The organism is Rhodococcus sp. 2H158, from assembly GCF_053764755.1.
Map to the genome: position 1 here is coordinate 30,736 of NZ_JBSNCE010000007.1, position 25,281 is coordinate 56,016.

Consider the following 25,281-nt stretch of genomic DNA (forward strand, 5'->3'; position numbering starts at 1 on the left):
GGTCAGGCGACGGGGTCGATGTAGACGGTCTTCTCGGATTGGTAGAACTGCATCAGCGTCGGCCCGGCCTGTTCCTTGAACGTCTGGGTGCTCGACGCCTTGTACCCACCGAACGGAGCGTTCATCGCCATGCCGTTCGTCGGCTGGTTCACCTTGACCAGGCCGGTGCGGGAACGGGCGACGAACTGCCCGGCCCGATCGAGATCGCGCGTGACGATCGCCGCGCTCAGGCCGAACGCCGTGTCGTTGGCCAGCGTGACGGCCTCGTCGAACGACGACGCCCGCTGGAACGCCAGCACCGGACCGAAGATCTCCTCGGTCAGAATGCGCATGCCCGGCGCGGTGTCGGCGAACACCGTCGGGCGCACGAAGAACCCGTCTCCGAATCCGGTGTCGTCGCAGCGGGTTCCGCCGCACACCAGACGGGCCCCTTCGTCCTGTCCGACGGCGACGTACTCGAGGAACTTGTCCAGCTGGCCGCGGCTGGCGAGCGGACCCATCGACGCCCCCGCCTGCAGGCCCGGTCCGACGGTGAGGGCCTCGGCGCGGGCGACGACCCGCTCGAGCAGGGCGTCGTGGACGTCGTCGATCGCGACGACCCGGCTGGTGCCGGTGCAGGCCTGCCCGGAGAGCCCGAAAGCGCCCTTGACGATCAACGCGGCGGCGGCGTCGAGGTCGGCGTCGGTGAGGACGACGACGGGGTTCTTGCCGCCCATCTCGAGCTGTACCCGCCGGTCCGGGCCGACGCCACGATGGATGGCCCGGCCCACCTTCGTCGATCCGGTGAAGGTGACGGCCGCGACGCGTTCGTCGGCGACCACCGCGGCTCCGGCCCGCCCGCCGCCCTGCACCAGCGCGATCGCCGCCGGGGGCAGTCCGCCGGCGAGCAGCGCCTCGACCAGTCGCTGCCCCATGAGCGGGGTGATCTCGGACGGCTTGAACAGCATCGGATCTCCCGCGGCGATCGCCGGCCCGAGCTTGCGGGACGGGATGTTCAGCGGAAAGTTCCAGGGGGTGATGGCCCCGACGATGCCGATGGGTTCGCGGACGGTGTAGATCATGGTGCGGCCGGCGGCCGGGTACGTCGCGCCGGTCGCGCGCAGCGCCTCGCCCGCGTAGAAGCGCAGGTTCATGGGGGTGCGGCTCACCTCGACGGTGGCCTCAGCGCGCGTCTTGCCCTCCTCGCGGACCAGTTCCCCGACGAGCGATTCCCGTCGCTCCTCGAGGTGCCGGGCGGCGGCCTCCAGGACAGCGGCACGGCGCTCCGGTGGGGTGGCGGCCCATTCGGGGGCCGCCTTGTCGAGTGCGTCGACGGCGATGCGCACGTCGGTGGCGTCGGAATCGGGGAATGTTCCGATCAGGTCGGCGGAATCGGCGGGGTTGCGTCGTTCGAAGGTGGCGCCGGAGACGGCCGGCACCCACGCACCGTCGATGAAGTTCAGTCCTGTCACGGCCACCTCAGCTCACCACCTGTTCGCCCAGTTCCCACAGGTCCACGTCCGCGTCGGCGAGCTGGTGCGCGCCGACCGTCCGGCCGACGAGTTCGCGGGCGGCCATGATGTCCTCGCCGCGGTCCATGGCGAACGCTGCGGTGAGCATGTCGCCGGCGAGATAGAAGACAGTGAACTCCCCCGAGTGGGCGTCGCCGCGAACGACGAGTTCCGTCGTCCCGGAGGGTGTTCCGGTGAACTGGATGTTCGTGTCGTACTGGTCCGACCAGAACCAGTGTGCGTCGTCGGCGAGCGAGGTGCGACCGACGATCGTGTCCGCGACGACCGCGGCCTGCCGGTTGGCGTTGTCGAAGTGCTCCACCCGGACGTGGCGGCCGGCGCGGTCGGAGAAGCGGTTCGCGACGTCGCCGGCGGCGTGGATTCCGGGTACGGCGGTGCGGCCCACGGCGTCGACGACGATGCCGTTGTCGGTGTGGAGTCCGCTCGCGGCGGCCACGTCGACGTTCGGCGTGATGCCGATGCCGACCACGACCACGTCGGCCTCGATCGTGTCGCCGGTCGTGGTGCGGACCCGCACCCCGGCCTCGGAGGTCGCGACGGAGTCCACGCCGACGCCGGTGCGCAGATCGACGCCGTTGCGGCGGTGCAGATCGGCGCAGAACCCGCCGACTGTGGCGCCCAGGACGGAACCCAGCAGGGCGTCGGCGTATTCGAGGACGACCACGTCGACACCGAGACCGCGTGCCGTTGCGGCGATCTCGAGACCGACGAATCCGCCGCCGACGACGACCAGGCGCGCACCGGGGGTGAGCCGCGGAGCGAGGGCGACGGCGTCGTCGAGCGTCCGCAGGTAGTGCACGAGATCGGGGCGCGTCCCGGACGTGGGGATCGTGCGCGGGCGCCCCCCGGTCGCGAGGATCACCGCGTCGGCGGCGACGGACCCACCGTCGAATTCCACGCTGCGCGAGGCGGTGTCGACGCGCCGTACCGTGACCCCGGTTCGGATGTCGATATCGTTGTCGGCCAGCAACTTCGGTGTGATCAGGGTCAGAGAGCCGACGGGTTCCCGGCCGGCGAGGAACTCCTTCGACAGTGGCGGCCGCTGATAGGGCGCGTGCGGTTCGTCGCCGAGCAGGACGATGCGGCCGTCGAATCCGCGGCGGCGCAACGTGCGTGCGGCGACCGCGGCGACCTGGCCGGCGCCGACGGTGACAACGGTGCGTACGGTCATGACGAACTCTCCTCTTGCGAGCCGGGAACGACACGGCGCGGGGCCGGATCGAGATAGACGGTGTCGCCCTCGACGGTCACGGGATAGGTCGGCTGGCAGAGATCCTGGTCCTCCTCGTAGCCGGTTTCGAGGTCGAACCGCCACTGGTGGCCGGGGCAGATGACCCGCCCGTGCAACAGGGTGCCCTTGGCGAGCGAGCGGTCCTGGTGGATGCACAGGTCGGCGAACGCGTACACCCGGTCGTTCGCGTGGAACAACGCGATGCCGACGCCGTCGACCTCGACGCGCAGCTTGCGCCGGCGGGTCAGCTCCTTGACGGTGGCGACGGCGACCCTGTCGCGAGTCGACCCGGGCGGGGCCGACGCGGCGTCGGTGGACATGATTCTCCTTCGATCGGGGATGGCCGCCGGGACCGGTGCGGGAGGGCCGTGCGGTGGACCCTCCCGCGGTCCGGTCACGTCGGTCAGGCCGAAGCCAGCTCGAGGTCGGGAGCGACGTACGTGTCGTACAGGCCCTTGGTGTACGAGAAGCGCATCTCCGCGCCCCAGCGCACGAGCTGCAGGCAGCGCTGCTGCAACTGCGGGGTGTCGGCGCAGTCCAGCACGATCTGGTACCCGCGTTCGCCGTGGACGACGTCCGAGGTGATGTGCAGGTCGAAGAACTCGATCTCGTCCTCGGTGAACCCGTACACCTCGCGCAGCGGCACGATCTGCTTCTTGTAGATGCTCGGCACCTGCGACTCGAGACCGACGACCAGGGCCGCGGTGGCGACCACGAAGTGCTCCCGCTGCGAGACCGCGTAGCACCACGCCTGCAGGCCGCGGGTGACGGCGTTCATGTTGTTCGGGTCCTCGACGCGCTCGCGGGTGGTGCCGCACGCCTCGGCGAACTTGATGAGCAGGTCGGTGTGCCGGATGTCGGCCAGCTCCTCCTCGTACATGTTCTGCAGGGTGAAGTCCTTGGCGTCGGTGAACGTGTCGGGCGTGTTGGCGTAGATGTTCGCGAGGTAGTCCGCGAACGGGCCCACGTAGTGGTAGTGGTTCTCGGCCCACCGGGCGAAGTGGTGCTTCTCGAGCTTGCCCTCGGCCCAGGCCTTGCTGAACGAGGCGTCCTTGGCCTCGCGGCCCTTGATCGCGTTCTCGAGTGCGGCGCGGAACTCGTCGCGTCCGAGCAGTTCGGTCATGGTGGTTTCCCTTTCACGCTGTGTCGTGCGGTCGGGCTGGGGTTGATCCGCGACGTTGCGGAGAACGATCGAAATCGGCTGAGTGAAAGCCTGTTCCGGTCGGTTTCGAAACTAGTGCCGGCGTCGGGGTGCGGCCACGGCCACACTGACCGGAATGCGGCGCCGGCGGGGGTCGAAGTGCACAGTCAGTGCGCCACCGACGCGGTGATCGCCTCGAACTCCGCGAGCATCGCCGCGCCGACGGCCTTGTCCTGCTCGCCGTTTCCGCCGCTGATGCCGACGGCCCCGACGATCTGGCCGTCGAACACCAGCGGGAAGCCGCCGACGAAGATCGCGAACTTGCCCGGCAGCATGTGGCTGATGCCGAAGGCCTCGTTGCCGGGCAGGGCCGGCCCGTTGGGCGGTTCGTTGAACAGGTGCGTGGCGCGTTCGTGGCCCGCCGCGGTGAACGCCTTGGCCATCGCGATCTCGACACCCGTCAGCCGCGCACCGGGGAGGCGGTGCAGGGCGATGACGTTGGCGCTCTCGTCGCAGACGCACAGGGTCTGCTTGACGCCGATCTCCTCCGCCTTCGCGCGGCCGGCGGCGAGGAGGGGGAGCGCGTCGTCGAGGGTGATGCGATGAATTCGATGCATGGGTCTCCACTTTCGGTCTGCGGGAGTACCGGCCTGGCGGAGCGGGAAGCGAGGGGTCCGGCCGGTGGGGATGCGTTTTCGCCAGTGGGCTATTTCTAACAGGGATGCGGCCACGGAGGGACGGTCAGAATCACCCGTACCCGACACAATTCGTGTACAAGTTGCACATCGCCTGCGGACCTTCGACTCTGGTACTTGATGAAAAAGGTGCATGTCGGCCCTCGCGCCGGCGTCCCGCTCGCAGAAAGCAGGTCGACATGGAACCGAGCCCGCGCCTGACCGTCCGGGGTCTGCTCGACGAGTCGCTGATGACCGGGGCGCGCATCGCGTCCGGGCACACCGCCCTCGACCGCGCCCTCACCTGGGCGCTGCCGTTCAGCGAGGTCATGGGCCGATTCGACGACCTCGATGCCGTCGCCGTGTACGCCCGTCCGGAGGCGCTCGCCGGCAACGTGCACGCCGTCGCGGCGTTGGCCGCGCGCGGCGCCGCCGCCCTCGTCGTGGACGGCTCGCTGCCCGTGACGACCGCGGAGTCGCCGCTGCCCGCGGGACTCGTCGTCCTCGAGCTGAGCTTCCCGATCGGCTTCGCGGCGCTCAACCGCCTCCTGGCCGAGCGTGCCCTGACGCAGGAGGTGCACGTGATGCGCTACTCGTCGCACGTCCACACCACCCTGGCGGGGCTGCTGCACCGGGGCGCGGGCATGACCCTGCTCATCCGCGAGGTCTCGGCCCTGGCGCACCATCCCGCCGTCGCGCTCGACGCGCGCGGGCACGTCGTCGCGGTCCACGGCCTGGACTCCGCGACCACGGATCTCGTCTCCGACCGGCTTCCGCGGGCGCTGACCCAACGGCAGGACGCGGAGACCACGAGCGGATCCGGGCACGGCCACGACACGCAGGTGGTGGAACTGTCCGGCGATTCGGGGCGCTGGACGTGCACCGCCAGCCCCATCCGCCTGGGCAAGCGGTTCGAGGGCTGGGTCGCGGTGCTCGCCGCCGGTCCCGGCCCGGGGCCGCACGAACTGGCTCAGCACGCGGTCGTCACCGAACAGGCGACGGCGATCATCGGCTCGGAGATGTTGCGGCAGCGCAGTGTCGACGAAGCGGAGGAACGCGCCCGCGGGGACTTCGTGCAGGCGCTCGTGCACGGCAGCTTCACCAGCCAGCACGACATGCAGGCGCGGGCCGGGTATCACGACATCGATCTGACCTCGACGTTCGCGGTGTTCGTCGCGGCCGGGCACGCCCCGGACGCCGGTGGTGCGGGCGTCGAGGGCTCGGGGAGCCTGCTGCGGCTCGCGCGGTACGCGGCGAGCGTGCTGCCGCACCCGGCGGTGCGGTCCTACGTCACCGTGATCGGGGACGTCCTCGTCGTCGTCCGTTCGCTCCGGTCGCACGACCGGCGCGACGTCGAGGCGGAGATCGAGAAGTATGCCGAGGCCATGGCCCTGGACCTGGAGGACCGGCGCGGCCGGCCGGTGCCGGTCGCGCACGGCGCGCCCGCCGTCGGCGCGGACGAGATCCGGGAGAGCTATCGTCAGGCCCGGGTCGCCCTGGGAATCGGGCAGCGGTTGGGCTTGTCCGGCGCCGTCTCCTACCGCGACCTGCGCGGCTACGGCGTGCTCGAACTCGTCGCCGAGACCGACCGCAGCCGCCGCCTGGTCCGCGACGTGCTCGGCCCGATCCGCGCCGGAACCGACCTGCACGACACGCTCGTCGCGTATCTGAGTGCGGGTGGCAACGTCAACGCGGCGGCGCGGGAGCTCAACGTGCACCGGAACACGATGCTGTCCAAGCTCGATCGCATCTCCCGTGCGCTGTCGATGGACGTGCGCCTGCCGGAGAACCAGTTCACGGCGTGGCTCGCGATCCGCCTCGAGCTGCTGGACCAGGTCCACACCGCCGTGGACCGCGAGATCAACTACCGCTGAACAACGTTCACGCGCCTGCCAGTTCGGGATCGCGGCCGAGGAAGGATGCGGCCAGGCCGGCCGCGACGACGACGGCGCACACGACGAACAGCACGGGGTACGACCACGATTCCACCGCGATGGCCACCCACGCGGCGCCGACCGCCGATCCGCCGAAACGGATCAGGTTGAACAACCCCAACCCGGTGCCCTGGGCTCCGGCGGGCGAGCGCGTCGACCCGGCCGCGGCCGGGGTCTGTACGAGCGCGATGCCCACCCCGGTGACCGCGAGCACCGCGACGACGGCCCAGTGGTTCGTCGCCGCGGTCGTCAGGACGGCGGCCAGAGCCGACTGGGCGACGATCAGCACCGCCAGTCCCGCCCGCAGCACCCTCCGGGCGCCCAGCCTGTCGGTCGTGCGGCCCACGATCGGGGCCAGGACGACCATCACGGCGGGCAGCGCGAACAGGATCGTCCCCGCCAGGGCTGTGGACACCCCCCCGCCGGTCAGGTACAGCGGCACCGCGAGCAGGGTCGCACCGAGGCAGAACATCTGACCGAACGCCGCGATCGCGCTGCGGGCGAACCGCGGTTCGGCCACGAGGCGGACGTCCACGAACGGCACCTGCGTGCGCAGGCAGTGCAGCACGAACCACACGAGCACGACGGCCGCGCCCCCGATCAGCGCGAGGGCGACGGGCAGCGCCACGCCGGGCTGCGGGACCAGCGTCAGCCCGAGCACCAGCACCGCGGCGCCGAGCGTCAACGCGGCCGCGCCCGGGCCGTCGAGGCGCATGCGCCGGCCCTCGAACGCGGGAATCCAGCGCAGGGTCCCCGCGAAGCCGATCAGCGCCACCGGCACGAGCGGGACGAACACCCAGCGCCACCCCCAGTGGTCGGCGATCAGGCCGCCCATCGAGGGTCCGAGGGCCTGACCGGCACCGTTGACCGCCGCCCAGGCCCCGACGGCCCGCGCCCGCCGCTCGGGCCCGAACAACCACGCGATCAGGCCCATCACGGCGGGCGCGAACGCGGCGGCGGCGACACCGCCCAGCGAGCGCCACGCGACGAGCACCGCCAGGTTGGGGGCCGTCGCGGCGCCGGCCGAGCACACCGCCGTCGCCAGGAGCGCGCCGCAGTACACGCGCCGTCGGCCGAAGCGATCACCGATCCAGCCGGCCAGCGGCATCGACGCCGCGAACGTCAACAGGAAACCGGCGACGACGAGCACCCCGCTCTCCAGCGATGTGCCGAAATCCGACAGGATCTCCGCCAACGGGACATTCACGACGTTGTTGCTGATCGTGCCGACCAGGGTTCCTGCCAGCAGGGCGGACAGCGCGAGCGGGGTTCCGGAATCGGCGTGTGCCGGGGCCGGAATCGGCGCGGCAGTACGGGTGGTCATCTGTCTCCTGTGGCTCGCGAGCGATACGGCGGGGGCCGTGGCCTCACTGTCTCACCGCGCCCGGTGCCGCCGCATCGGCGTCGAATTCGTAAACAGCACAGGCGGACGCGCCCGGAGTGTGCACCCTGCCCAAGGATTCGGGGTTCGCCCGGCGGAAACGGCGGAAGACACAAGTTCGTAGCAATTGTTCACGATCGCGCTACCGGAGGACACGGAAACGCAAAACAGGAACACACTGCACATCTACAGTTCGGGGCACTGTGCAAGGTTTGCGTTGACCAGGCATGAACGAGCGCGGAAAGTTCCACGAACACAGCCCCTCACTCGTTCTGCTCCTGACTTAGGACTCGAATTGGACGTACAACTCACAGCCGCCCACTGGGTCTACGTGGCCGGCATCGTCGTCATTCTGGCCACCATGGCCCTGCGGAAGAACATCGTGGTTCCCGCAGTCATCGGAACGTTCCTGACCGCCTTCGTGTTCTCCGGCAGCATCGTCACCGGACTGTCCTCGATCTTCAACGCCAGCCTCGTGGCCGCGAAGGAGCTGTTCAACATCTTCCTGATCATCGCGCTGGTGACCGCGATGCTCGGCGCGCTGCGGCAACTCGGCGCCGACCGGCTGATGGTCGCGCCGTTCCGCAGGGTCATGCGCACCGGCACCAGCAGCTTCGTCGTGCTGGCCGTCGTGACGTACGTGATCTCCCTGTTCTTCTGGCCCACCCCGGCCGTCCCGCTCGTCGGTGCCGTGCTGATCCCCGTCGCCATCCGGGCCGGCCTGTCGCCGCTGTCGGTCGGCATGGTCATCGCCATCTGTGGCCAGGGCATGGCCCTGTCGTCGGACTACATCATCAAGGTCGCACCGGGCATCTCCGCCACGGCGGCCGGTGCCGACGTCGATGCCGTGGCGGACAAGTCGCTCGTGCTGTCGCTCGTCGTCGGCGTGACCGCGCTGGCGATCACGTTCGTCGCGCAGCGCCGGACGTGGCGGGCGCCGTCGCCGGACCTGCTCGTCGAGTGGGAGGCCGAGGCCGACCGCGGCGTCGACGGCCCGGCCGGCGGTGGATCCGCCCCGAGCCGGCAGCCGGTGCAGCCCGAGCCCGTGGGCGGCGGCCCCGCCGGTGGCCCCGACGGTGCCGCGAGCGCGGCGACGGCCGTGATCGTCGCCGAGCGCGACCCCGGCAGCTACGAACTCGCCGAGAGCAGGGGCACCGCGAAGGCGTTCGCGATGCTCGTTCCGCTCGCCTACCTCGCCTTCATCGTGTATCTGCTGCTGGGCAAGTTCACCCAGGTGGTACCGCCCCTGCAGGGTGGGGACGCCGCGGCCATCGTGGGCGGAATCGCGGCGCTCATCCTGTTCGCGGCCGCCGCGTCCAACGACAGGGGCGGCTTCCTCGAGACCACCTCCGAGCACCTCGTCGACGGTCTGGTGTTCGCCTTCAAGGCGATGGGCGTCGTGCTGCCGATCGCCGGCTTCTTCCTCATCGGCAACCCCGACTTCTCCGGTGCCATCCTCGGCTACGCGGACGGCGAGACGGGTCCGGGAATCCTGTTCGATCTCGTCAACGCGGCACAGTCGCACCTGCCGCAGAACCCGTTCGTCACGTCGTTCGGCATCCTGCTCATCGGCGTGGTGGCCGGCCTGGACGGGTCCGGCTTCAGCGGTCTGCCGCTGACCGGTTCGCTGTCCGGCGCGCTGGGCCCGGCGGTCGGGATGGATCCGTCGACCCTCGCCGCGATCGGACAGATGGGCAACATCTGGTCGGGCGGCGGGGTGATCGTCGCATGGTCGTCGCTCGTCGCCGTGGCGGGATTCGCCCGTGTCCCCGTCCTCGACCTGGCCCGCAAGTGCTTCCTGCCGGTGATGGCGGGGCTCGTGCTCAGCACGCTGTTCGCCGTCCTCGTCTACTGATTCCCCTGCGGTGCAGTCGCTCTCGCGCGGTCTGGTGCTTGTCGCGCGCGTCCTCACGCGCGCGACAAGCACCGACGCGCGCGAGGACCGGTCCGGCATCCCGCCGGCAGAATTCCCACCGGGACGGGACGGGTGTCCCTGGCGATCGGGACGCCGGGCGCAGCAGCCTCTCCGTCAGGCGCAGAGCGCGCCGGTACGACGGGAGGGACACCGAACCGATGAGCACAGTGAGCGTGACGGAGGACGGACGCACGGCCGCACGGCGCGCGTCGTCGAGCGCCTGGGCATGGTCGGGGGCCGTCGCCGGCCTCGCCGGGGTCGTCGCCATCCAGGCGAGCATGGGTATGGGCGCCGCCTACGACGAATCCACGGCCGGCAACGCGCCCGCGATCGCCGAGGCGTTCGCGGACGAACGAACCCCACTGCTCGTGATGCACCTGTCGCTCATGGTGTCGACGGTGCTGCTGCTGATCTTCGCCGCCGGCCTGCAGCGCCGCCTGCGGATCGCCCTGCCCGAGGACAGCCTGCTGCCGTCGGTCGCGGCGTTCGGTCTGCTGCTCACGGCGACCGCCGGACTGCTCGGCGCCGGCCTGGACACCGAGCTGCTGTTCGGGCTGAGCGAGCCGGGACAGATGGTCGCCGAGTTCGCCGTCGTCGGCGCGCACTGGGTCGGCACGATCCCGTGGCTGTGGGTCGGCGCGGGGGTCAGCGGCCTGGCGGTGGCGGCCGCGTCGCTGCGCCACGGCGCGACGCCGCGGTGGCTGGGCTGGGCGAGCGTGGTGCTCGGCGGCCTCACCGCGCTGCTCGGGATCTCCCCGCTGCAATACATGGCCGGCTTCGTCGGTCCTGTGTGGGTGCTCGTCGCCGGCATCGGATTCGCCGTCTCCGACCGGGCGCGCCGATAGGCTGCCGCGCGACGGAACCGGCCGCGGGGCATACTCACCGCACCATGGCTGTTGCGGACGCATCCGAGACGGCGGCGGGCACCGGTGGCGCACCGGTGCCCGCCGCCGTCGTCGCCGTGCTCTCGGGGAGCCTGGCCGTCGCCGCCCTCGTGGTCTTCGCCACCGCCCGCCCGGACCTCGACTCCGATCAGCTGTTCTTCCTCGTCGACGCCGTGGGTGCCGCGGTGTACGGCACCGTCGCCGGCGTGGTGCTGGCGCGCCGGGTGCATCCGGTGCCGATCCTGCTGTCGCTCGCCTCGATCGGCGTCGGGCTCTCGGCCCTGAGCTACGCCTGGACGAAGCTCGCGGAGGTGCGGCCCGGACTGCCGTTCGCCGGGGTCCTCGCGCCGCTGCAGAGCACCGCGTGGATCCCCGGCACCCTGGCGCTGTTCCTGGTGGTGCCCTGGCTGGTCCGCGACACGCCGCTCGACCGGCGCGCCCGCCTCGGCGTGCTCGCCGGTGCCGTGGTCACCGCGTGGTTCTTCTGGGCCCGGACCTTCACCGGCACCGCCGTCGGCTGGCTCGTGCTGCCCGTCGTCACGCTCGGCCTGCTCGCCGCTGCGGACATCACCTACCGGTGGCGGTGCGGCCCGGTCTCCGATCGCATCGGCCTGGGCTGGCTCGCGCTCGGCACCGCCCTGATGGCGGTGTCCTACATCCCGCTGGCGGTGCCCGGCCTGCCGTGGATGCTCACGCCGCTGCTGCACCTGGCCACGCAGGCGTTCTACCCGGTCGCGATCCTCGTGGTGGTGCTGCGGCAACGGCTGTGGGGGCTCGACCTCGCGGTCAGCCGCGCAGCCGTCGCCGGCAGCCTCGTCGCGGTACTCGCCACCGGCTACCTCGCCGTGACCGCCACCGTCGCCCTGATCCTGCCGACGGACGGATCCGTCGTCGCCCAGGCCATCGCCGCGGTCGCGGTGGCCCTGGCCGTGCAACCGGTGCGGGCCTGGCTGACCCGGCGCGTGCACACCCTCGTCTACGGCGAGGGCGACGACCCGGCGAGCGCGGTGCGCCGGCTCGGCCGGCACTTCGCGGGGGCGCAGACGCCGCGGCAGCTGCTCGAGGACCTCGCCGCCGGAGTCGGTGTGGCGCTGCGCCTCGAGTCGGTGACGGTGCGCCGCGGCGACGAGGCGCTCGCCCGATGGGGCACCCCCACCGGGCCCACCGAGCAGGTCGTCCTGCGCGACGGCCGGCTCGAGGTGACCGCCCCGCCCGGTGAGACGCTGGGGCCCCGCAGCTTCCGCGCGCTCGGCGAACTCGCCTCCGTGGTGGAGGCCGGCCTCGTGGTGCTGCGGTCCTCGGAGGAACTCGACGCGGCGCGCGATCGGCTCACCGAGGCCCGGCTCGCCGAGCGCCGCACCATCCGCCGGGAACTGCACGACGGGCTCGGTCCGTCCCTCGCCGGCATCCGGCTCGGGCTCCAGGGTGCCCGCAACCTCATCGACAGCGACTCCGCCGGCGCCGCTCCGCTGATCGACTCGCTGCTGCGCGAACTCGACCACCAGGTCGAGGGCGTGCGCGAGCTCTCCCGGGGGCTGCTGCCGCCCGTCCTGGACGAGCTGGGTCTCGCCGCCGCGCTGGAGGAGATGTCGGCGGTCCACTCGCGCAGTGGATTCCGCGTCGACGTGGACGCCGACGTGCCACCGGGCCGGGGCGGTGCGGTCGTCGCGGCGGCGTACGGCATCGCCGCCGAGGCGGTCGCCAACGCGCGGCGGCACAGCGGCGCCGACGGGTGCCGGGTGCTCGTGCGGGCGGCGGCGGACCGGCTCACCCTCGAGGTACGCGACGCGGGACGCGGGCTGGACCGGAACGCGCGACGGGGAGTGGGGACGCACAGCATGCGCGAACGCGCCGAGGACGTCGGCGGCACCGTCGAGATCGCCGCGGCGCAGCCGCACGGCACCGTCGTCACGGCGGACCTCCCGTGGGGGCCGTCGTGAACGCCCCCGCGGCGATCGCCGTCGCCGTCGTCGACGACCATCCGGTGTTCCGGCTCGGGCTCGTCGCGCTGCTGGGCACCCTCGACGGCATCGAGGTGGTGGCCCAGGCCAGTTCGGTCGCCGAGGCGCTCGAGGTGATCACCGCGGACGTCGACGTCGTGCTCATGGACCTCGAACTGGGGGACGGCTCGGGCATCGAGGCGACCCGGCAGCTGCTCGGGCGGTTCCCCGAGCTGCGGGTGCTGGTGGTGACGATGCACGAGGACGAGGAGTCGCTCGTCGCCTCGGTGCGTGCCGGGGCGCGCGGCTACCTCGTCAAGGGTGCCGACCCGTCGGGTGTCGAGCGGGCGATCCGGGCCGTCGCGGACGGCGAGGTCATCGTTGGTGCCGCCGTCGCCGCCAAGGCCATCGGGGCGATGGCCGCCTCCCGCACCCTGGCGCCGGCGGTGTTCCCGGAACTCACCGATCGCGAACGCGAGGTGCTGGACCTGATGGCGCGCGGGCACGACAACGCGACCATCGCCCGCCGGCTGGTGCTGAGTCCGAAAACGGTGCGCAACCACGTGTCGAACGTGCTCGGCAAGCTCGGCGCGGCCGACCGGTCGACCGCGATCGTGCGGGCCCGCGAGGCCGGCCTCGGGGCGTGAACGTCCGCTCGGTTCGGTCACGGACTCCGCTCGGTTCGGTCCTTCAGTCCGGGGCGCCCCGGCTCCTAGGGTGAACGAGGTCGGGCGTGACGGCTGTCACGAGCCGCCGCCCCTCGCATCCGCAAAGCACGGGAAGGAACCCTGCACTGTGACCTCCGAGGCATTCATCTACGAAGCCATCCGAACTCCGCGCGGCCGCGGCAAGAAGACCGGGTCGCTGCATTCGGTCAAGCCGATTTCCCTGGTCACCGGCCTGATCGACGAACTGCGCGTGCGGTTCCCGGACCTGGACGAGAACCGCATCTCGGACCTGATCCTCGGCGTCGTCGGACCGGTGGGCGACCAGGGTGCCGACATCGCCCGCACCGCCGTCACCGCGGCGGGCATGCCCGACACCGTGGGCGGCGTGCAGATCAACCGTTTCTGCGCCTCCGGCCTCGAGGCCGTGAACATGGCCGCGCAGAAGGTCCGCTCCGGCTGGGACGAGCTCGTCGTCGCCGGTGGCGTCGAGTCGATGTCGCGGGTGCCGATGGGCTCGGACGGCGGCCCGTGGGCCCTGGACCCGGCCACCAACTACGACACCTACTTCGTGCCGCAGGGTGTGAGCGCCGACCTGATCGCCACCATGGAAGGCTTCAGCCGCGAGGACGTCGACGCGTACGCGCTGCGTTCGCAGCAGCTGGCCGCGGCGGCGTGGTCCGGCGGGTACTTCGCCAAGTCCGTGGTGCCGGTCAAGGACCAGAACGGCCTGACCGTCCTCGACCACGACGAACACATGCGTCCCGACACCACCCTCGCCGGCCTGGCCGGGTTGCAGCCGTCGTTCGCGATGGTCGGCGAGATGGGCGGTTTCGACGCCGTCGCGCTGCAGAAGTTCCACTTCGTCGAGAAGATCGACCACGTCCACCACGGCGGCAACAGCTCCGGCATCGTCGACGGCGCCGCGCTGGTGCTCGTCGGCTCCGAGCAGGCCGGCAAGGACATGGGCCTGACCCCGCGGGCCCGCATCGTCGCTACCGCCACCTCGGGTGCGGACTCGACGATCATGCTCACCGGCCCCACCCCGGCTGCGCACAAGGCCCTCGCCGCTGCCGGCCTGACCGTGGACGACATCGACCTGTTCGAGATCAACGAGGCGTTCGCGTCGGTCGTGCTCAAGTTCCAGAAGGACCTGAAGATCCCGGACGAGAAGCTCAACGTCAACGGCGGCGCCATCGCGATGGGGCACCCGCTCGGCGCCACCGGCGCCATGATCACGGGAACGATGGTCGACGAGCTCGAGCGCCGCGGTGCCCGCCGCGCCCTCGTCACCCTCTGCATCGGTGGCGGCATGGGCGTGGCCACGATCATCGAGCGTGTCTGAAACTTCTGAAGGGACTGGGGAATTCACAGTGACTGAGAACAACATGATCGGCTGGGAGCGCGACGCCGACGGCATCGTGGTGCTGACCCTCGACGACCCGAACCAGGGCGCGAACACCATGAACGAGCTCTACAAGGCGTCGATGAAGGCCACCGTCGACCGCCTGGTCGCCGAGAAGGACGACATCACCGGTGTCGTGATCACCTCCGCGAAGAAGACCTTCTTCGCCGGCGGCGACCTGAAGAACATGATCAAGGTCGGCCCCGAGGACGCGCAGCGGATCTTCGACGAGGTCGAGGGCATCAAGGCGGACCTGCGCCGGCTCGAAACCCTCGGCAAGCCCGTCGTCGCCGCGATCAACGGCGCGGCCCTCGGCGGGGGTCTCGAGATCGCCCTGGCCACCCATCACCGCATCGCGGCCGACGTCAAGGGCGTGCAGATCGGTCTGCCCGAGGCCAGCCTCGGCCTGCTGCCCGGCGGCGGTGGCGTCACCCGCACCGTGCGCATGCTCGGCATCCAGACCGCGCTGATGCAGGTGCTGCTGCAGGGCAACAAGTACAACCCGGTCAAGGCCAAGGAACTCGGCCTGATCGACGAGGTCGTCGGCTCGATCGAGGAGCTCGTGCCCGCCGCGAAGGCATGGATCGAGGCCAATCCCGAAGGCGGCGTGCAGCCCTGGGACAAGAAGGGCTTCAAGATCCCCGGCGGCACCCCCGCGTCGCCGTCGTTCGCGGCGAACCTGCCGGCGTTCCCCGCGAACCTGCGCAAGCAGCTCAAGGGCGCCCCGATGCCCGCCCCGCGGGCCATCATGGCCGCCGCCGTCGAGGGCGCGCAGGTCGACTTCGACAACGCGTCGAAGATCGAGGGCCGCTACTTCACCGAGCTGGTCACCGGCCAGGTCGCGAAGAACATGATCCAGGCGTTCTTCTTCGACATGCAGGCCATCAACTCCGGGGCGTCGCGCCCCAAGCAGGCCGACGGTACGCCGTTCCCGAAGACCACCTTCCGGAAGGTCGCCGTGCTCGGCGCCGGCATGATGGGCGCGGGCATCGCCTACGTGTGCGCCAAGGCCGGTATGGACGTGATCCTCAAGGACGTCGCGATCGAGTCGGCGCAGAAGGGCAAGGCCTACTCGGAGGGCCTCGAGGCCAAGGCGCTCGCCCGCGGCAAGACCACGGAGGAGAAGTCCGCGGCGCTGCTCGCCCGCATCACGCCGACGGCCGACGCCGCCGACCTGGCCGGCGCGGACCTGGTCATCGAGGCCGTGTTCGAGAACACCGGGCTCAAGCACAAGGTGTTCCAGGAGATCGAGGACGTCGTCGCGCCGGACGCGGTGCTCGGGTCGAACACCTCGACCCTGCCGATCACCGGCCTCGCCGAGGGAGTGAAGCGGCAGGAGGACTTCATCGGCCTGCACTTCTTCTCGCCGGTCGACAAGATGCCGCTGCTCGAGATCATCGCCGGCGAGAAGACCTCCGACGCGACGCTGGCCAAGGCGTTCGATCTCGCCCAGCAGATCCGCAAGACCCCGATCGTCGTCAACGACTCGCGGGGATTCTTCACCTCCCGCGTCATCGGCACGTTCGTCAACGAGGCGATCCGCATGGTCGGCGAGGGCATCGAGCCGGCCACGATCGAGCAGGCCGGTTCGCAGGCCGGCTACCCGGCTCCGCCGCTGCAGCTGTCGGACGAGCTGAACCTGACGCTGATGCAGAAGATCCGCAAGGAGACCGAGGCTGCCGCCGAGGCGTCGGGTCTGAAGGTGCCGCAGGATGATTCGACCACCGTCGTCGACTTCCTCGTCGACGAGGGCCGTCCTGGCCGCGCCGGTGGCGGCGGCTTCTACGAGTACGCCGACGGCAAGCGCACCCGCATCTGGCCGGGCCTGCGCGAGAAGTTCAGCAGCGCACCCACCGACATCCCGATCCAGGATCTGATCGAGCGGATGCTGTTCATCGAGGCCATCGAGACCCAGAAGTGCTTCGACGAGGGCGTGCTCCGTACCACCGCCGACGCCAACATCGGCTCGATCCTCGGCATCGGCTTCCCGGCCTGGACCGGTGGCGTCGCCCAGTACATCGCCGGCTACCCGGGTGGTAAGGAGGGCTTCGTCAAGCGCGCCGAGGAACTCGCCGCCAAGTACGGCGAGCGCTTCACCCCGCCGGCGTCCCTGCGCTGACGCGCCGTGGTGTCCTTTCGGACCTGACGCGGTCCGAAAGGACACCACGAAGGTTTGTCCCCACCCTCACGATTTATCCACAGCCTGCGCCGAATACATCTTTCGCCGCAGGCTGTGGTCGTTCCGGTGTCCGAAGATTACGGGCATGGTCACGCCGCCTCTGCCCGCCGAGTTCCAGGCGCTTCTCGATCGTCAGTTCGGCCTGGTCACGCAGGCGCAGCTCACCCCGCACGGGTACCCACGTTCACGGATCCGTCGCCATCTCGAGGCGGGGAGGTGGCAGTGGGTACTCCGGGGCGTGTACGCCGTCACGAACGGGCCGTTGAGCCGCGACATGATTCTCATGGCGGCCGTGTTGTTCGGGGGCGGCGCGACGATCCTCAGCCATCACACCGCCGCCGAGGAGTGGGGCATGATTCCGCTCGATCCGATCCGGCCCGTGCACATCACGGTTCCGCGGGGCCTGTCCACGAAAGGGCAAGCGCCCACCAGGGTCCGATCCGGCACGGTACCCGTGCCGAACCACGGCGCCCCGTTGCACCCGGGCGTGATCGTGCATCGGTCCAAGGCGCATGCGTACATCGGCGTCGACACCAACCCGCCGCGTACCTCGCGGGCCGATACGGCTCTGGATCTCGCAACCGCGGCGCCCACCGCAGCCGACGGCTACGCCTCGTTGATCGCCACCGTCACGAACGGTGGCATTCGTCTGTCGGAGATCCGAAAGCGGATGCAACAACGGCGGCCCTACCGCTACGTCAAGGCGTTGGACTCGGCGGTGACACTGCTCGCCGACGGTGTCCAGTCGGTGCTCGAGGCCGCCTTCGCCGACGACGTGGAGGTCGCGCACGCCCTGCCGAGCGCGCACCGGCAGGGTCCGGTATCGGTCGACGGTCGAACGCTGTACGAGGACTGCGTGTACGACGTCGCAGGCCGGCAGTTGATCGTCCGACTGGACGGCCGGCGGGTGCACGCGATGCGGGAGGTCGCGTTCCGGGATCGTCGTCGTGACAACGCGGCGGAACTCGCCGGGAGGGCCCGGCTCGTATACGGATTCCAGGAGGTCGACCGCACGCCGTGCGAGGTTGCGGCGGAGATCGCGACCGTGCTGGAGCGGATGGGGTGGGTGCGGACGAAAGCACCGAGATGCCCGAGCTGCGTGGTGTCCTTTCGGACCGCCTGAGATCCGAAAGGACACCACGGCGGCGGAGCCGCCTAGGCCACCCACCAGGGGCGCAGCGGGACGTTCGGCTCCTGGTCCGGTCCCAGCTTGACGGCCAGGACGTGGTGCAGCTGAACGACGTTGCGTTCGAAGCCGAGGCGGGAGCCGGCCATGTACAGGCCCCAGACGCGGGCGGTGCCCTCGCCGACCTCGGCGACGCAGGCGTCCCAGTCGGCGACGAGGTTCTCGCACCAGCCCTTCAGGGTCAGCGCGTAGTGCTGGCGCAGATTCTCCTCGTGCAGCACCTCGAAGCCCACGTCCTGGACCTCGGTGATGATGCGGCCCGAGCCGGTGAGCTCGCCGTCGGGGAAGACGTACCGGTCGATGAAGCCCCCGGCCTTCACGGGACCGCGGTTGGCCGGGCGGGTGATGCAGTGGTTGAGCAGCAGCCCACCCTCGCGCAGCTTGTCGTGCAGCCGCCGGAAGTACGCCGGGTAGTTCTGCACGCCGATGTGCTCGGTCAGTCCGATCGACGAGATCGCGTCGAAGCCGGTCTCGGGCACGTCGCGGTAGTCGGAGAAGCGGACCTCGGCGAGGTCGGTGAGCCCCTCCTCGACGATGGCCTTCTGCGCCCACTCGGCCTGCTCACGCGACAGGGTGACGCCGAGCGCCTTGACCCCGTGCCGCGCCGCGTACCGGACCATCCCGCCCCAGCCGCAGCCGATGTCGAGAAGCCGGTCCCCGGGCTGCAGCCGCAGCTTCTCGAAGACGAGGCGGTACTTGTTCTCCTGCGCGTCCTCGAGGCTCTGCGTCTCCGAGTCGAACAGGGCACACGTGTACGTCATGGAGGGCCCGAGGACGCGCTCGTAGAACGCGTTGGAGACGTCGTAGTGGTGGTGGATCACCTCGGCGTCGCGGCTGCGCGAGTGCCGCAGGCCCTCGGCGAACCGGCGCCAGCGTGGCAGGTGCTCCTGCGGGGGCGGCGCGATGGGCTTGAGTGTCTCCAAGCCCAGCGAGCGCGCGATCTGAGCGAGCGTCATCGCCGGCGGGCGCTGGAAGTGCAGGTCGCCCAGGGCCTTCAGGAGCTCGTACGGGTTGCCGGGGTGGACGCCCTCGGCCTCGAGGTCGCCGGAGACGTAGGCGCGTGCCATCCCGAGGTCGCCGGGGGCCGTCGCCAGGTAGGTCGTGCCGCGCGTCGAGGTCAACCGCAGGCCGTACGGGGCGTCCGTGGGGCCGGCGCTGGAGCCGTCGTACGCGGTGAACCGCACCGGCAGCTCGCCGCCGGTCACGGTCTCGAGGATCTGGGCGAGGGTGAGCCGGCCGTCGTTCGTGCGTGGTTCTCGCAACGTGGTCATCTGTTGTGCACCGCCTTCGAGAAGAGGTCCAGCAAACGGGATTCGGGATCGTACCGCTTCTTCAGGGCGGGATAGTCCCCGCCGCCGTAGTAGAGCTGCTCGAACTCCGCGCGCGAATAGTACGAGTCGGAGTACAGCGATTTGTGTCCGTCGAGCTCGGCTACCTTGTGTTCGATGCGACGGTTCGCCGCGCCTTCGATCTCGCCGGGAACGGTCGGGACCGACGACCAGAAGCCGATGTTGACGTAGGTGCGCTTCGGCTCGAGCGGGTACAGGGGCCACGGGCGCTGGACATCGCCCGCTGCGGGGCCGTTCTCGCGTAACCGCAAGGGGCACAACCATACCGGATCGATCGGTATCTCGTCGAGGAACCAGCGCAGGAACTCCGCGGTTCGCTCGATCGGCACCTCGATGTCCTGCACGACGCGTTCGCGCGGCAGGTTGCCCTTGCGCTGCTCGATGCGGTCGGCGATGCCGTAGCGGTGGTCGAGGGCGATCAGCTTCCAGTAGAAGCTGCTGCGGAGCAGGTGCTTCGGCCACAGCCGCCGGATCCGGGGGTTCTGGGCGCCGAAGGCGCGCGAGCACCAGAACCAGTCGGTGTCCCACCGCCACAGGTAGTCCCGGATGGTGAGACGGTCGGTCCTGGGATGGTTGACGGACGCGTGCTGGATGGAGCGGTAGTAGATGTGTTCGCCGGTGTAGTCGCTGACCGGGCCGGGTGCGTCGGTCTGCGTGCCGACGGTCAGGTAGGACTCGGTCGCGGAGAACATCACCCCGTCGAGATAGTCGACCGGCACCCCGGCGTGCACCCGTTCGGTGGCGATGCGGTCGAGGGCGGACTGCATCTCGTCGAGCGAGTCGAACCGCAGGTGCCGAAGCGCCACGTATGGTTTCACCGGCTCGAGCTCGATGCGCAGGCGCGTCGCGTATCCGAGGGTGCCGTAGGAGTTGGGGAAGCCGTGGAACAGGTCCGCGTGCTCGCCGTCGGGAGTGGCGGTGACGATCTCGCCGGCCCCGGTGAGAATGTCCATCTCGAGGACCGACTCGTGCGGCAGGCCGTTGCGGAAGGAGGTCGACTCGATGCCGAGCCCGGTGACCGCCCCGCCGAGGGTGATCGTCTTCAGCTGCGGCACCACGAGGGGCGCGAGGCCGTGGGGCAGCGTCGCGTCGACCAGATCCTCGTAGGTGCACATGCCGGCGACGTCGGCGGTGCGCGCGGCGGGGTCGACGGAGACGACCCCGCCGAGGCCGGACACGTCTAGGCCCGGCGCGTTCACCCGGGCCCGGGCCCGGAACAGGTTGGAGGTCTTCTTCGCCAGGCGCACAGGGGCGTCGGCTGGGATGGCGCGGTAGGAGCGCAACAGGCGCTCGACACCGGCCCGGTGGGCGGATTCTCCGCTCGGGGCTACGACTGACTTCGGCTTCTGCATACGACTCCCTGGGGCGACGCGCCGGTGGCGATCTTCACAATAGCCCCGCGGGCCCGGCCGGGCGCGACGATGCAGCAGGCAGGATGGGACTCGGTGACGGCCGCGACGTGAGCGGCCCACGAGACGCAGGAGGAACAGTGGGACAGGTAAGCGCCAGCAGTTCGATTCAGCTCGCCGCAGCGCCGGAGCGGGTGCTCGAGGCCCTCGCGGACTACGAGTCGGTGCGTCCGCGCATCCTCACCGAGCAGTACCGCGACTACCGGGTGCTCTCGGGTGGCCGCGGCGACGGCACGGTCGTGCACTGGATCCTGCAGGCGACGAAGAAGCGGGCCCGCGACGTCGAGGCGCGAGTGGCGGTGTCGGGTAGCACGATCACCGAGCGGGACGCGAACTCGTCCCTGGTGACCACGTGGAGCGTGGTGCCCAACGGCACCGGTTCGACCGTGGTGACGTTGACGGAGTGGAAGGGCGCGGGTGGCATCGGCGGCTTCTTCGAGAAGACCTTCGCGCCGCTCGGGCTGCGCAAGATCCAGGAGCAGGTGCTGGCGAACCTGAAGCGCGAGCTGGACTAGAGAGCCTCGGCCGGTTCGCCGGCGAACGCGACGATCCCGGCGACGACGGCGGTGGCGTAGCGCTGCCGCCCTTCGGGGCCGGTCATCGTCGCGGCGTCCGCCGCGTTGCGCATGTTGCCGAACTCGACCAGCACGGACGGCCGTCGGGCCAGGTTGAGCCCGGTCAGATCGTCGCGGCCGAGCAGGCCGTCGGTGCCGAGGTAGGTGGACGGGGTCAGGCCCGCGTCGACGAGGGCGTCGCGCACGGCGGTGGCGAGGGCGACGGACGGGCCGGCCTGCACCTCGTTGAGCGGGGGCGCCGAGTAGTTGACGTGGAAGCCGTGGCCGTCGGCCGGCCCGCCGTCGGCGTGCAGGCTGACCACGACGTCCGCGCCGGAGGCGTTGGCCTCCTCGGCGCGACGGTCCACGCAGGCGGCGACGGACGTGTCGTCGGGCCGGCTGAGCAGCACGTGCGCGCCGAGCCGCTCGAGTTCGGCGCGCACGAGCGTGGCCACGTCCCAGTTGAAGGTGTGCTCCGCGTAGCCGGAGTCGGTGCTGGTGCCGGTGGTCTGGCAGGTCTTGGTGCCGCCGCGGCCGGTGGGCACCTGGGTGGCGATGCTCGCGTCGTTGGCGCCGTTGTGGCCGGGATCGAGGAAGACGGTGCGCCCGGCCAGCGGCAGGTCCTGGTTCGCGGTCGCGGGCAGTCCCGGCAGGGACAGGGCCAGCACGCAGGTGGCGGCGACGGTGATCCGGCGGGACAGTCCACGCACGCGCATGCCGTCACGGTACCGGGGACGGACTACCCTGAGTTGCGAAATCCCGGTTGCGAAATCCCGCGAAAGGACATGCCTTGGAACCCGGTGGAATGCCCGACATGCAGCAGCTCCTGGCACAGGCGCAGCAGATGCAGCAGCAGCTGATGGCCGCCCAGGCGGAGATGGCGCAGGCGGAGGTGACCGGCCAGGCCGGTGGCGGCCTGGTGACGGCGACGGTGAAGGGGACCGGCGAGGTCGTCGGCCTGCACATCGACCCGAAGGTCGTGGATCCCGAGGACGTGGAGACGCTGCAGGACCTGGTGATCGGCGCGATCGCCGACGCGTCGGCGAAGGCGCAGGAGATCGCCTCCGAGAAGCTCGGCCCACTGGCCGGCGGGCTGGGCGGCGGCATCCCCGGCCTGCCCGGCTTCTAGAGGAGTCACGTGTACGAGGGACCGGTCCAGGACCTGATCGACGAGCTCGGCAAGCTGCCGGGCATCGGTCCGAAGAGCGCCCAGCGCATCGCGTTCCACCTGTTGTCGCTCGAGCCGCCGGAGATCGACCGGCTGCAGGCGGCCCTGCAGCAGGTGCGCGACGGCGTCCGGTTCTGCGAGATGTGCGGCACGGTGTCGGATCAGGAGCGTTGCCGGATCTGTTCCGATCCGCGCCGGGACCGCACCCAGATCTGTGTGGTCGAGGAGCCGAAGGACGTGCAGGCCATCGAGCGCACCCGCGAGTTCCGGGGCCGCTACCACGTGCTCGGCGGCGCGCTCGATCCGCTCAGCGGCATCGGGCCGGACCAGCTGCGGATCCGCGAGCTGCTCACCCGCATCGGCAACCAGGAGGACGGCGTCGACGTCACCGAGGTGATCATCGCGACGGACCCCAACACGGAGGGCGAGGCCACCGCGACGTACCTCGTGCGGATGCTGCGGGACTTCCCCGGCCTGACGGTGACGCGGCTGGCGTCCGGTCTGCCCATGGGCGGCGACCTCGAGTTCGCCGACGAGCTGACCCTCGGCCGGGCGCTCTCGGGTCGACGCACACTGTGACGGCGCCGAGGCGCACCGGGGAGCAGACGCGCCGCCGGATCCTCGACGCGGCGGGCATGGCGTTCGCGACGCGCCCGTACCGCGAGATCACCCTCAAGGACATCGCCGAGGACGCCGGGGTCAGCGCGCCGCTGATCATCAAGTACTTCGGCTCCAAGGAGCAGCTGTTCGACGCCCTGGTCGACTTCCAGGAGGCGGCGCGGGTGCTGTTCGACGGCCCGCTCGGGGAGCTGGGGGAGCGGATGGTCTCGATGCTGGCCCGGCCGCTCGAGCCGTACAAGCCGCTCTCGATGAACATCCTGTTCATGAGCGGGGCGAGCGAGGAGAGCAACCGCACGCTCCGGGAGAACTACTCCAAGCAGATGATCGACGCGCTCGCCGCGCGGTTGCCCGGTCCGGACGCGCGGCTGCGCGCGGAGCTGGCGATGTCGATGGTGATGGGGCTGGCGATCATGCGGCGCCGGATGCTGGGGGAGCGGGCCACCGGTTCGGTGCCGGACGTGGTGGCGCGGTACGCGCCGCTGGTGCAGGAGCTGCTCGACGGGGCGGAGTGACAGACGGTCGGGGTGAGACGCGGGTCACCTCTGTTGCGGGGTAAACGGCTATTCACTTAGCCTAGTAAACAATTATTCACCCCACGCGGAGGAGGACCGATGGCGTACGTGTCCACCCACCCCCTCCGGCTGCGCGGGTCCCGCCCGGCCCGGCCCCTCGCCGCGGCGTCCGCCGGCGGGTCGGGAACGGCCGTCGCGCCCCGGCCGTCGCGTTTCGTCTTCCCGATCCTCGCGGTCGGGGCGATCTTCCAGGCCATCATGCAGACGGTCATGGTGCCGCTGCTGCCGAGCATGCCGGCCCTGACGGGTGCCGACACCACGGCCGTGTCGTGGCTGGTGACGACCACGCTGCTCGTCGGGGCCGTGATGACCCCGATCTTCGGGCGGCTCGCCGACATGATCGGCAAGAAGCGCATGCTGCTCGTCGCCCTGGTCCTGATGACCGTCGGGTCGCTGCTGTGCGCGATCAGTTCGAACATCGCGGTGCTCATCACCGCCCGCGGCCTGCAGGGCGCGGGCGCCGCGATCATCCCGATCGGCATGTCGATCCTGCGCGAGGAACTGCCCAGGGAACGGATCGGACGGGCAATCGCCCTGCTCAGCTCCACGCTCGGGCTGGGCACCGCCCTGGGCATCCCGTTCGCCGCGGCCATCGTCCAGTTCGCGGACTGGCACGTGCTGTTCTGGGTCACCACCGCGATCGGAGCGGCGGTGATGACCGCGGCCGCGGTGTTCATCAGGGAGTCCCGCACCCGCACCGGCGGCCGGTTCGACGGCGTCGGCGCGGTCGGCCTGACCGCCGCGCTGGTGAGCCTGCTCGTCCCGATCACACAGGGCAGCACCTGGGGCTGGACCAGCCCGGCCGTGCTGTCGATGTTCGCCGCCGCCGTGGTCCTGTTCGGACTGTGGGGCTTGCAGCAGTTGCGCAACCGCAACCCGCTCGTGGATCTGCGGGTCTCGGCGCGGCGCACCGTCCTGATGCCGCACCTGGCCGCCCTGCTGGTCGGGTTCGCGTTCTACGGCAACACCCTCATCACCACGCAGCTGCTGCAGGCCGACCCGGACCGCGGCGCCGGTTACGGGCTGCCGATCCTGCTCGCGGCCCTGTGCCAGCTGCCGGCGAGCTTCGCGATGATGTCGTTCTCCCTCGTCGCGGCGCGGCTGTCCGACCGGTGGGGAACGAAGGTCCCCATGCTGGCCGGCGCACTGTTCCTGCTGTGCGGATACTCGCTGCATGCGGTGCCGGACAAGCCGCTGTGGTCGGTGGTGGTGGCGCTCGGCGTCGCCGCCATCGGCACCACCCTCGTGTACTGCACGCTGCCGGTGCTCATCATGGGTGCGGTCCCGCTGGAGCAGACCGCCGCGGCGAACGGTGTCAACGTGCTGCTGCGCACCACGGGCAGCACCGTGTGCAGCGCGGTGGTCGCGACCGTTCTCGCGGCGCATCTGTCGAACGGGGGCATCACCACGGCGGGATTCTCGATCGCCTACCTGGTGTGCGCCGCGTGCGCGGTGGTGGTGTTCGTCGCCGCGCTCGCCCTGCCGGCGGCGAACCGGCGTCCTGTCGAGCACGTCGCCGAGGTGCCCGCCGGGTGACGCACGCCGGCCCGCCGCCCCTCCCG

The 25,281-nt window shown here is 70.7% G+C and carries 22 protein-coding genes; 13 read left to right on the top strand and 9 right to left on the bottom strand.

Going from position 1 to position 25,281, the window contains the following annotated elements; translation table 11 throughout:
- Positions 1-2: 2 nt before the first annotated feature.
- From ACWPOB_RS08320 to ACWPOB_RS08340, 5 genes are all read right to left on the bottom strand, one after another.
- Complete coding sequence (locus ACWPOB_RS08320) at positions 3-1,457, bottom strand: aldehyde dehydrogenase family protein (protein WP_455400522.1); 1,455 nt, start codon at positions 1,455-1,457, stop codon at positions 3-5.
- 1 nt (position 1,458) lies between these two features.
- Entirely contained in the window at positions 1,459-2,682 is a 1,224-nt protein-coding gene (locus tag ACWPOB_RS08325; RefSeq protein ID WP_455400523.1) for an NAD(P)/FAD-dependent oxidoreductase, read from the bottom strand.
- Positions 2,679-3,062 (bottom strand): Rieske (2Fe-2S) protein, encoded by a 384-nt coding sequence (locus tag ACWPOB_RS08330; RefSeq protein WP_006943159.1) that lies wholly within the window; start codon positions 3,060-3,062, stop codon positions 2,679-2,681. The genes ACWPOB_RS08325 and ACWPOB_RS08330 overlap by 4 nt, the downstream gene beginning before the upstream one ends.
- 83 nt (positions 3,063-3,145) lie before the next feature.
- Entirely contained in the window at positions 3,146-3,865 is a 720-nt protein-coding gene (locus ACWPOB_RS08335) for a TenA family transcriptional regulator (protein ID WP_100057568.1), read from the bottom strand.
- 185 nt (positions 3,866-4,050) lie between these two features.
- Positions 4,051-4,500, bottom strand: coding sequence for a GlcG/HbpS family heme-binding protein (locus ACWPOB_RS08340; RefSeq protein WP_006943161.1), 450 nt, complete (start codon positions 4,498-4,500; stop codon positions 4,051-4,053).
- Positions 4,501-4,757: 257 nt separating this feature from the next.
- On the opposite strand from ACWPOB_RS08340, the gene ACWPOB_RS08345 reads away from it, so the two are divergent.
- Entirely contained in the window at positions 4,758-6,431 is a 1,674-nt protein-coding gene (locus tag ACWPOB_RS08345) for a PucR family transcriptional regulator (RefSeq protein ID WP_455400524.1), read from the top strand.
- Between the two features lie 7 nt (positions 6,432-6,438).
- Here the strand turns inward: ACWPOB_RS08345 and ACWPOB_RS08350 are convergent, their stop codons facing one another.
- Positions 6,439-7,815, bottom strand: a complete 1,377-nt coding sequence (locus ACWPOB_RS08350) for an MFS transporter (protein WP_455400525.1) — start codon at positions 7,813-7,815, stop codon at positions 6,439-6,441.
- Positions 7,816-8,167: 352 nt separating this feature from the next.
- Between ACWPOB_RS08350 and ACWPOB_RS08355 the strand changes: the two genes are divergently transcribed.
- From ACWPOB_RS08355 to ACWPOB_RS08385, 7 genes are all read left to right on the top strand, one after another.
- The gene (locus ACWPOB_RS08355; RefSeq protein ID WP_455400526.1) at positions 8,168-9,727 is read left to right on the top strand and encodes a hypothetical protein; all 1,560 of its coding nucleotides are present in this window, start codon (positions 8,168-8,170) and stop codon (positions 9,725-9,727) included.
- A gap of 218 nt (positions 9,728-9,945) precedes the next feature.
- Positions 9,946-10,632: a hypothetical protein gene (locus tag ACWPOB_RS08360; RefSeq protein WP_455400527.1), complete on the top strand. Its 687-nt coding sequence runs from the start codon at positions 9,946-9,948 to the stop codon at positions 10,630-10,632.
- A 44-nt stretch (positions 10,633-10,676) separates the two neighbouring features.
- Positions 10,677-12,611: a sensor histidine kinase gene (locus ACWPOB_RS08365; RefSeq protein ID WP_455400528.1), complete on the top strand. Its 1,935-nt coding sequence runs from the start codon at positions 10,677-10,679 to the stop codon at positions 12,609-12,611.
- Complete coding sequence (locus ACWPOB_RS08370) at positions 12,596-13,258, top strand: response regulator transcription factor (protein WP_065923126.1); 663 nt, start codon at positions 12,596-12,598, stop codon at positions 13,256-13,258. The genes ACWPOB_RS08365 and ACWPOB_RS08370 overlap by 16 nt, the downstream gene beginning before the upstream one ends.
- Before the next feature lie 148 nt (positions 13,259-13,406).
- The gene (locus tag ACWPOB_RS08375; RefSeq protein WP_100056842.1) at positions 13,407-14,621 is read left to right on the top strand and encodes an acetyl-CoA C-acetyltransferase; all 1,215 of its coding nucleotides are present in this window, start codon (positions 13,407-13,409) and stop codon (positions 14,619-14,621) included.
- 28 nt (positions 14,622-14,649) lie between these two features.
- Positions 14,650-16,800, top strand: a complete 2,151-nt coding sequence (locus tag ACWPOB_RS08380) for a 3-hydroxyacyl-CoA dehydrogenase NAD-binding domain-containing protein (RefSeq protein ID WP_455400529.1) — start codon at positions 14,650-14,652, stop codon at positions 16,798-16,800.
- A 145-nt stretch (positions 16,801-16,945) separates the two neighbouring features.
- On the top strand, positions 16,946-17,983 hold the full coding sequence (locus ACWPOB_RS08385) for a type IV toxin-antitoxin system AbiEi family antitoxin domain-containing protein (RefSeq protein ID WP_455400530.1): 1,038 nt from the start codon (positions 16,946-16,948) through the stop codon (positions 17,981-17,983).
- Positions 17,984-18,015: 32 nt separating this feature from the next.
- On the opposite strand, the gene ACWPOB_RS08390 is transcribed toward ACWPOB_RS08385, so the two are convergent.
- Positions 18,016-19,317, bottom strand: a complete 1,302-nt coding sequence (locus ACWPOB_RS08390) for a class I SAM-dependent methyltransferase (protein ID WP_100056839.1) — start codon at positions 19,315-19,317, stop codon at positions 18,016-18,018.
- Positions 19,314-20,747: an FAD-binding oxidoreductase gene (locus tag ACWPOB_RS08395; RefSeq protein WP_100056838.1), complete on the bottom strand. Its 1,434-nt coding sequence runs from the start codon at positions 20,745-20,747 to the stop codon at positions 19,314-19,316. Before ACWPOB_RS08395 ends, ACWPOB_RS08390 begins: the two co-directional genes overlap by 4 nt.
- A 137-nt stretch (positions 20,748-20,884) precedes the next feature.
- Here ACWPOB_RS08395 and ACWPOB_RS08400 point away from each other — a divergent pair, with 137 nt between their 5' ends.
- On the top strand, positions 20,885-21,319 hold the full coding sequence (locus ACWPOB_RS08400) for an SRPBCC family protein (RefSeq protein WP_029547133.1): 435 nt from the start codon (positions 20,885-20,887) through the stop codon (positions 21,317-21,319).
- Here ACWPOB_RS08400 and ACWPOB_RS08405 read toward each other — a convergent pair.
- A complete protein-coding gene (locus tag ACWPOB_RS08405; RefSeq protein WP_100056837.1) occupies positions 21,316-22,074 on the bottom strand; it encodes an Rv3717 family N-acetylmuramoyl-L-alanine amidase in 759 nt (252 codons plus the stop codon). The two genes, ACWPOB_RS08400 and ACWPOB_RS08405, sit on opposite strands and share 4 nt — an antisense overlap.
- An 89-nt stretch (positions 22,075-22,163) precedes the next feature.
- On the opposite strand from ACWPOB_RS08405, the gene ACWPOB_RS08410 reads away from it, so the two are divergent.
- The 4 genes from ACWPOB_RS08410 to ACWPOB_RS08425 all read left to right on the top strand — a co-directional run bounded on the left by ACWPOB_RS08410 (position 22,164) and on the right by ACWPOB_RS08425 (position 25,255).
- A complete protein-coding gene (locus ACWPOB_RS08410) occupies positions 22,164-22,487 on the top strand; it encodes a YbaB/EbfC family nucleoid-associated protein (RefSeq protein WP_050034469.1) in 324 nt (107 codons plus the stop codon).
- A gap of 9 nt (positions 22,488-22,496) precedes the next feature.
- On the top strand, positions 22,497-23,105 hold the full coding sequence (gene recR, locus ACWPOB_RS08415; RefSeq protein WP_100056836.1) for a recombination mediator RecR: 609 nt from the start codon (positions 22,497-22,499) through the stop codon (positions 23,103-23,105).
- Positions 23,102-23,659 (top strand): TetR/AcrR family transcriptional regulator, encoded by a 558-nt coding sequence (locus ACWPOB_RS08420; RefSeq protein ID WP_006947463.1) that lies wholly within the window; start codon positions 23,102-23,104, stop codon positions 23,657-23,659. Before recR ends, ACWPOB_RS08420 begins: the two co-directional genes overlap by 4 nt.
- A gap of 99 nt (positions 23,660-23,758) precedes the next feature.
- On the top strand, positions 23,759-25,255 hold the full coding sequence (locus tag ACWPOB_RS08425; RefSeq protein WP_455400531.1) for an MFS transporter: 1,497 nt from the start codon (positions 23,759-23,761) through the stop codon (positions 25,253-25,255).
- Positions 25,256-25,281: the final 26 nt, after the last annotated feature.